Annotated in this window: 9 protein-coding genes; 1 reads left to right on the top strand and 8 read right to left on the bottom strand. The window is 69.3% G+C overall.

Annotation, left to right across the window (positions count from 1 at the left end; all coding sequences use genetic code 11):
• Nucleotides 1–211 precede the first annotated feature (211 nt).
• Nucleotides 212–406, bottom strand: coding sequence for a DUF397 domain-containing protein (locus ABZ806_RS44375; protein ID WP_500225910.1), 195 nt, complete (start codon nucleotides 404–406; stop codon nucleotides 212–214).
• On the bottom strand, nucleotides 403–1,146 hold the full coding sequence (locus tag ABZ806_RS44370; RefSeq protein WP_500225908.1) for a DUF5753 domain-containing protein: 744 nt from the start codon (nucleotides 1,144–1,146) through the stop codon (nucleotides 403–405). The genes ABZ806_RS44375 and ABZ806_RS44370 overlap by 4 nt, the downstream gene beginning before the upstream one ends.
• 60 nt (nucleotides 1,147–1,206) lie before the next feature.
• Here ABZ806_RS44370 and ABZ806_RS44365 point away from each other — a divergent pair, with 60 nt between their 5' ends.
• A complete protein-coding gene (locus tag ABZ806_RS44365) occupies nucleotides 1,207–1,470 on the top strand; it encodes a hypothetical protein (protein WP_500225906.1) in 264 nt (87 codons plus the stop codon).
• 16 nt (nucleotides 1,471–1,486) lie between these two features.
• Here ABZ806_RS44365 and ABZ806_RS44360 read toward each other — a convergent pair whose 3' ends face one another.
• The 6 genes from ABZ806_RS44360 to ABZ806_RS44335 are packed head-to-tail and all read right to left on the bottom strand — an operon-like array spanning nucleotide 1,487 to nucleotide 7,292.
• Nucleotides 1,487–2,329 carry a fumarylacetoacetate hydrolase family protein gene (locus ABZ806_RS44360; RefSeq protein WP_500225903.1) on the bottom strand — a complete coding sequence of 281 codons (843 nt, stop codon included), beginning with the start codon at nucleotides 2,327–2,329 and terminating at the stop codon, nucleotides 1,487–1,489.
• 2 nt (nucleotides 2,330–2,331) lie between these two features.
• A complete protein-coding gene (locus tag ABZ806_RS44355) occupies nucleotides 2,332–3,183 on the bottom strand; it encodes an alpha/beta fold hydrolase (protein ID WP_500225901.1) in 852 nt (283 codons plus the stop codon).
• Nucleotides 3,180–4,355 carry an acyl-CoA dehydrogenase family protein gene (locus ABZ806_RS44350; RefSeq protein WP_500225899.1) on the bottom strand — a complete coding sequence of 392 codons (1,176 nt, stop codon included), beginning with the start codon at nucleotides 4,353–4,355 and terminating at the stop codon, nucleotides 3,180–3,182. Before ABZ806_RS44350 ends, ABZ806_RS44355 begins: the two co-directional genes overlap by 4 nt.
• Nucleotides 4,352–5,203, bottom strand: coding sequence for an alpha/beta fold hydrolase (locus tag ABZ806_RS44345; RefSeq protein ID WP_500225896.1), 852 nt, complete (start codon nucleotides 5,201–5,203; stop codon nucleotides 4,352–4,354). Before ABZ806_RS44345 ends, ABZ806_RS44350 begins: the two co-directional genes overlap by 4 nt.
• Nucleotides 5,200–6,120: a VOC family protein gene (locus ABZ806_RS44340; RefSeq protein ID WP_500225894.1), complete on the bottom strand. Its 921-nt coding sequence runs from the start codon at nucleotides 6,118–6,120 to the stop codon at nucleotides 5,200–5,202. Before ABZ806_RS44340 ends, ABZ806_RS44345 begins: the two co-directional genes overlap by 4 nt.
• Nucleotides 6,117–7,292, bottom strand: a complete 1,176-nt coding sequence (locus ABZ806_RS44335; protein WP_500225892.1) for an acyl-CoA dehydrogenase family protein — start codon at nucleotides 7,290–7,292, stop codon at nucleotides 6,117–6,119. Before ABZ806_RS44335 ends, ABZ806_RS44340 begins: the two co-directional genes overlap by 4 nt.
• Nucleotides 7,293–7,515: the final 223 nt, after the last annotated feature.

Below are 7,515 nucleotides of genomic sequence, written 5' to 3'. Positions count from 1 at the left end.
CGCGACCCAACCGACCTCACGAAAAATCGAGGTTAGTGCGGCATCCACGAACGTCGGCCGGGTCGCCACGTTGTTGATCTGCGGCGTGTTGTTGTTTTCGACGCGCTCATAACAACAACACGCCGCAGGTCAACGCACCCGGTGAACCTTGGTGGACATCGCAGTAGACGCTCACTTGAGGTCGACGGGCGAGGTCCACGCCGGGGGATGGTCAGGTCAGGTCGTGCTCGCCGCGCTTTACACGGTCGGCGAAGCTGCGCCAGTCGGCCGCGCCGAACGTCAGGTGGGGGGCGTCGGGGGCCTTGGAGTCACGCACTCCGATATTTCCTTCGAGGTGCGCGACCTCCACGCAGTCACTCTGTCCCGACGTGCCACTCCGGCTGGACTTGCGCCAAACGGGAGTCAATGAAACTCCTTCATCACTCGCTTGATCAGGTCGATCGAGGCATCGACCGGCAGCGCCCGGTCACTGATGCGGTCGAACCGCAGGCGGAAGGACCGTACTTCTTCCGCGTCCATGACCAGTCTCCCACCACCGCAGGCTTCGGTATAGGCGATATCGCCGTTTCCAGCCGTCATGATCTTGAATGACCCGTCTCGTCCCATGTGCGCGCCTACGCTTCTCGGGACGACCCGGAAGGTGATGTTCGGGTGCTGTGACCACTCTAGAAGTGCGGCGAGCTGGGCGCGCATCACTTCAGGGCCGCCGACCGGCTGGTCGAGGACGCCCTGGTCGAGGAAGACACGCATGATCGGGCCGGGCTTGCGGTTCAGCACCTCCTGACGCTTCATGCGTTTTGCAAGGTCGGCCTCGACCTCCGGCGAACTGGCCGACTCGAACAGTGCTCGTGCGTAGTCCTCCGTCTGGAACAGGCCCGGTATCCAGGAGAGCTCCCAGATCCGCAGTTCCTTGGAGCGCAGCTCGATCTCGGCGTGGGCCTTGAACCACTCGGCGTCGTGTCCGGTAATGGCGAATCCCACCAGAAATGTGAACAAACCGCCCGTGTCCCATTCCTGGTCGACGATCTTCGCGTGCTTGAGTTGGAGCTTCATCCCACCGGACTCAAGGCCGTTGAGGCCGAGCGGGCGGCCGCGCGCAAGGGGCTCCGGTGACGGAACAGCCGCAACACAACGCGGCTCGGCCACCGGAGGGGACCGCGTCCCCCAGCGCGGTCCCATGGGGGGGAGGTGAGAGCGGCGCGTCCGGTGAGCGTCCCCCCGGGCGCACCGGCCGCGCCGCTCCACCGCCCGCCCCGCCATCTGGCCGGCACCGTGCGGCCGTCCATGATCCCGAACATCGAAGAGCACTTCCCCGGCGTCCACTGCTGGTGGGGACTCCACACCTGCCGCTGGTGGGCGTATGTGCCGAACCCGCGGGGTGGCTGCCTGCTGGAGGCCGCCACCACGGATGCCCTCATCGCCCAGATCGCGGAGAGGGTGGAGGGACGGCCATGGAGGGCGAACCGCTGACCTGGGTCTCTCTGGCCTATCGGAAGGTGTGTTGCATTTCGCCTATGCCTTCTGCCCAGGTGCGGAGGGTTTCGCCGGGTTGGAGGAAGCGTTGGGGGGTTCGGCCTAGGCCTACGCCGTCGGGGGTGCCGGTGAAGATGACGTCGCCGGGGCGCAGGGTGAGGACCTCCGACAGCTTCGCGATCGTGCGCGGGATCGGGAAGATCAGCTTGGACGTGCGTCCGTCCTGGACGGTCTCGCCGTCGATCGAGCAGCCGAGCGCGAGGTCGTCGCGGTCGGGGAACTCGTCGGGCGTCACCAGCCAGGGGCCGATCGGCGCGAAGCCCGGGTAGGACTTGGCGAACCCGAACTGCGGGGCCTGGCCGACGAACTGGAGGATCCGCTCGGAGAGGTCCTGGCCGATCGTGAGGCCGGCGACGTGGTCCCATGCTTCGGCGGGGGAGACCTTATGGGCCGTCTTGCCTATGACGGCGACGACCTCGACTTCCCAGTCGGTGTGGCCGCCGTCGGGCAGAGCGATCTCGCCGTAGGGGCCGGTGATGGACGACGCGAACTTCGTGAAGACCGGCGGCAGGTCCGTCGGGGGCTCGAAGCCGGTTTCCGCCGCGTGGTCGGCGTAGTTCAGCCCGATGGCGACCACCTGGGACGGGGTGGGGGAGGGTGATTCGAGGAGGCTGCGGTCGATCTCGACGTCCGGGGTCGGGGTGGCGGTCGCGGCCCAGGACGTGAAGGCGTCCCAGTTGTCGTAGATGCTCTGCAGGGTGGGGCCGAAGCGGCCGCCGGAGGCGGTCGCGATGTCGGCGCCCTCGGCGTCGGACAGGACGAGCACGGCCCGGCCGGCGTGGTTGGCGATGCGCATTCCTAGATCTTTCCGTCGATCAGGCCCACCAGGAGGCGCTCGAAGGTTTCGGGGTGCTCGATCTGCGTCCAGTGGCCGCACCGCGCGATGACGTACAGGTTCGCGTTCGGCAGGTTGTCGGCGAAGTACCTGCTGGCGGCGACCGGGATGATCCGGTCGTCGCGGCCGTGGACGCACAGCACGTCGTGGGTGATGGCCGCGAGATCCTCGGGCGTGAAGAAACGCCGCGTCCCGGCGGGGTCGAAGGACGCCTCGTGCGAGCGGCGGACGTCCTCACGGTTCACGTAGGCCATGCGCTCGGCCACGACTCGGTCGACGGTGTCGCGCATCGGTTCGAAGTCGTACACGAACTCGCCGAGCAGGCCCTTCAGGGATTCCGCGCTGGGGCTCGCGTAGAACTCGCGGAGGTGCTTGAGGCCGGGGCTGACCGGCATGCCCGGTGCGCCGCCGCTGCCCATCAGCAGGATCTTGCCGACGAGGGCAGGACGGGCCAGCGTCATCAGGAGGGCCAGCTGCCCGCCCATCGAGTTGCCGATCAGGTGGACCTTCTCCAGGCCCAGGGCGTCCACCAGCGCCAGCAGCGCCTCGGCGCGCAGGTCGTTGAACGGGCCCATCCCGCGCGGCGCATCGAGCGGGTGAGAGGAGTCGCCGAAGCCGATCTGGTCGGGGGCCAGGCACCAGTAGCGGTCGCCTAGGTCGGCGATGATCCGCTCCCAGTTGGACAGCCCGGTCGCGCCGGGGCCGGAGCCGTGCAGGAACAGCACGGCCTCCGTCCCGCGCCTCCCGGTCTCGTGCAGCCGGAACGTCAGCTCCCCGTCCCGGACCTTGACGGTGACGTCGGAAGAGGTGATCACAGGTGCACCGCCGCGAGGTTCTCGGCGCCGAGGTGACGGCCGCCCCACGCCTTGGCGAGCGGGTCGTCGAAGAGGAACGCGTGGCTGCCGGCCGCGATGGCGTCCTGGAACTTGGTCTGGAGCGGGTGGTCGATGAACGCCGAGCGGCCCGAGGAGACCCGCATCAGCGCCTGGACGGTGTCGACCGCCGCGTTCGCCGACCGGGCGACGTCCCACCGCCAGAAGGCGCGCTGCTCCAGGGACGGGATCTCGCCGCGCTCGGCGTGCTCCATCAGCTCGGTCGCGGTCCGCCGGACCTTCAGCACGGCGGCGTCGAGCTGCCACGCCGCCTCGGCGAGGTGGTTCTGCACGACGGGCTCCTCGCGGAGCAGCTGGCCGTAGTTGGTGCGGCGGCCGCGCGTCTCGGTGACCCACTGGTCGTAGAAGCCGAGGCACGCGCCGAGCGCGCCGGCGGTGATGATCAGGTTGAAGGTGACCGCCCACGGCGTCCGGTACAGCGCCCCGTCGTTCAGCTTCTGGCCGGGCAGCGGGGTGCCGAGGCCGTGCGTGTAGTAGACGTGCGACTGGCCGCGGTGCTCGGGGACGAAGACGCCGTCCACGACGATGTCGTCGGAGCCGGTGCCGCGCAGGCCCGCGACGTTCCAGGTCTCCTCGATCCGGTAGTCGCCGCTGTCGAGGATGACCGAGGTGAAGTCGGGGTACTCGGTGCCGTTCACCTCGCGCCGCCCGGCGATGCCGCCGAGGATGACGCCGGAGCAGATCCCGCTCCCGGACGAGAACGACCAGCGCCCCGACACCTGGTACCCGCCCGGCACCTTCTCGATCTTGCCGGTCGGGGTGTAGGACGAGGCGATCTTCCGCGCAGGGTCGTCCCCCCAGATCTCCTCCTGCGTCTCCTCCGGGAAGAGGGCGATCTGCCACGGGTGGACGCCGACGACCGAGGCCACCCACCCGGCGGACGCCGAGGCGCGGCCGATCTCGATCACCGTGTCCGCGTACTCGGCGAGGTGGGCCTCGCCGCCGCCCCAGCGGGCCGGCTGGAGTGCGCGCAGCACCCCGATCGAGTCCAGCGCCGCGACGGCCTCGGCGGTGAGCCGCCCCTGCTCCGCGCCCTCCGCGTCGGCGGCGGCGAGGACGGACGCGGCGGCCCGCGCCTTTTCGATCATGCTCATGAGTCAGTCCCGTTCCCGACGAAGGACCGGACGATCGCCTGGAACCGTCCGCCCTGCTCGATCTGCGTCCAGTGGCCGCACCTGTCGATGACGTAGAGGTCCGCCTGCGGCAGGTGCTCGGCGAGGTAGTAGCTGCATTCGATCGGCACGATGACGTCCTGGCGGCCGTGCACCACCAGGGTCGGCATGTCGATCTTGGCGAGGTCGTCCGGGCCGAAGGTGAGCATCTCGGGCCCGAACATGGCCCGGTGCCCGGCCTCGATCCACGGGCGCCGGACCATCGGCATCCGCTCGGCCGCGACCGCCTCCACCGTGTCGCCGAAGGCGTTCTTGTCGTGCACGAACTGGATGAGCAGATCGGCCATCGCCTCGACGGTCGGATCGTCGAAGTAGGTGATGAGCTTGATCAGCTCCGGGGTCGACTCGAGGCCCGGCATGCCGCCCGAGCCCATCAGCACGATCTTGTCGACCAGGTCGGGGCGGAGCTGGGCGATGCGCAGCGAGTACATCCCGCCCATCGAGTTGCCGACGAGGACGACCCTGTCCAGGCCCAGCGCGTCCACAAGGTCGAGCAGCGCGCCGATGCGGACCTCGGCCTGCGCGGCGAACCCCTGCGGCTGCGGGTCGGGGTAGCTGGAGTCACCGAACCCGAGGATGTCGGGGGCGATGCAGTGGTAGGTGTCGCCGAGCCCCTCGATGATCTCCCGCCAGTTGGACGCGGCGGTCACGCCCGGCCCGGAACCGTGCAGGAACAGCAGGGCAGGGGTACCGGGCGTGCCGGTCTGGTTGACGTGCAGATGGCGCCCGCCGCCGATGGCGATGTCCTCGACGCGGATCTCGGCGGTCATTCGGCCTCCCCACCCGGGATCGTGCGGAAGATCCCGGGCGGCCCGTCCAGGTACGCCTGGGAGCGGTGATGCCCCCAGATGGACGGCAGGTCGTGGTTGCCCGCGACCCAGGTCAGGTCGTCGACGGTGACGCCCCCGTGCCCGTACTCGATCTGCATCGACGACGGCGTCTGCACGTAGATGGACGTCATCAGGTCGTTGGTGTGCCGTCCGAGCGACAGCAGGATCTCCCGCTCCGGGTCGGCGGTGAACAGGTCGATCGCGCTGCCGAGGTCGTCGAACGACTCGACCTCCAGCATCAGGTGGTTGATGCCGGTCATGCCGGGGATCTCGGCGACGGCGAGCGAATGGTGGCGGCCGTTGCAGTGGTAGAAGCGCAGGTTGAAGATGTCGCTCTTCACCCGGTCCGACAGCCGGAACCCGAGCGTGTCGGCGTAGAACGCGTTGGCCTTCTCCAGGTCGGGGACGATGAGCACGACGTGCCCGAGGCCCAGGTCGCCGGTGACGAAACGGCCGCGCATGGGACGTCCGGGGAAGAACGAGTTCGGCTGCGAGTACTGGCCCCAGACCAGCTCGTGCCGGTTGCCGAACGGGTCGGCGAACCAGTACAGCTCGGCGACCTGGCGTTCCTTCAGCTCGTCGGCGCCGCCCTCGTGCACCTCGACGCCCTTGGCGCGCAGCTCGGCGGCGTACGCGCGCAGCCCGGTCTCGTTGCCGCAGTCCCAGCCGACGTACCGGAGTTCGTCCTGCTCGGCCGGGTGGACGGCGATCCGGTAGCCCTTGTCGTCGACCTTGACCCGGACGGCACCGTCCGGTCCGTCGCCGGCGACGACCGCGCCGAGCAGCCGGGTGGCGTAGTCGCGCCACTCCTCCGCCTTCGGGGACGCGATCCCCAGGTAAGCGAGTTGCGAAATCACAGCATGACCTCCGGTGCGGACGAGTCGAGGAGGGCGGCGCCGTAGTACTGGCCGACGCCGTCGGAGACGAGGAACGCGTGGCCGAGTTCGGCGATGACGTCCTGGTAGAGGCGGTGCAGCGGGTGGTCGACGAAGACCGTGCGGCCGGACGCGACCCGCATCAGCCTGTTGACCGCGAAGCCGGTCTCCTGGCAGCCCTTGGTGATGTTCCAGCGCAGCCGGGCCCGCTGCCGCTTGTCGAGGAACACGCCGGCCTCGGCGGCCTCGGTGATCGTGTCGATCGCGTCGTACATCTTCATGACGGCCGCGTCGTGTACCCATTCGGCCTCGGCCAGGTGCATCTGCATCAGCGGGTCGTCGGCGTAGGTACCGCCCCAGTTCGCCTTGCGGACGGCGGTGTCGGCCGTCCAGTCGTCCAGGACGCGGCGCGCGAGCCCGAGCATCGGCGCGACGAGGACCAGGTTGAACATGACCGCCCACGGCACCTTGTAGAGCGTGGACGGGTTGGTCTCCATGCCGGGCGCGGGACGGTCCGGGTTGTACTCGTAGAGCGGGCTGGACAGGAAGCGGCGCGCCGGGATGAAGGCGTCCGCGACGACGACGTCCTTGCTGCCCGTGCCGCGCGAGCCGCGGACGTGCCAGGTGTCCTCGATGGCGTACTGGTCGCGGTGCAGCAGCGCGGACCCGTAGTTCGGCACCTCGACGCCCGGCGCGGCCTCGACCTTCCCGGCGAACCCGCCGAGGATCACGCCCTGGGCGTGGTCGCAGCCGGACGAGAACGACCAGCGGCCGGACACCCGGTAGCCGCCGTCCACCGGCTCGATCTTCCCGGTCGGGGCGTAGGACGACGAGGCGTTCCAGTCCGGGTCGGCCTCCCAGACCTCGGCCTGCGTCTCCTCGGGGAAGAGCGCGATCTGCCACGGGTGCGATCCCATGACCCCGGCGACCCAGCCCGCCGACGGCGCGATCCGGCCGAGTTCGTAGACGCCGGCCAGGTGCTCGCGCAGCGACAGTTCGGCGCCGCCCCAGCGCTTGGGCTGCAGGCCGCGCATGAGGCCGGTCTCGCGCATGTGCGTGAAGGCCCGGCCGGTCAGCGCGCGCTGCTCGGCCGAGAGGTCCTCCTCGGCCCGAAACTCCGGCTCCAGCCGGCGGATCTCGTCCAGGACGGTCATCGGCGTCAGTTCCTTAGGTAGGGCGCAAGTGGCGAGCGTGACCGACATCTCTGTAGCAGTCACTACACGGAACCGTAGAACGCCCACTCCAGAGAAGGCAAGCCCCCAGCCGGCAAATCTGCAACCGCCCCCGCCCCCAGCCCACCCCGCTCTCGTTGACATTCGGACGTGATGTTGTTTAATACCGCGCCCAACAAAACACACCCCCCCACGCAACACGGGG

The sequence above is a fragment of the Spirillospora sp. NPDC047418 genome, assembly GCF_040643275.1.
Classification (GTDB): domain Bacteria; phylum Actinomycetota; class Actinomycetes; order Streptosporangiales; family Streptosporangiaceae; genus Spirillospora.
The sequence above is the reverse complement of the archived record's forward strand: the minus strand, read 5'-3'. Positions and strand labels throughout refer to the sequence as shown.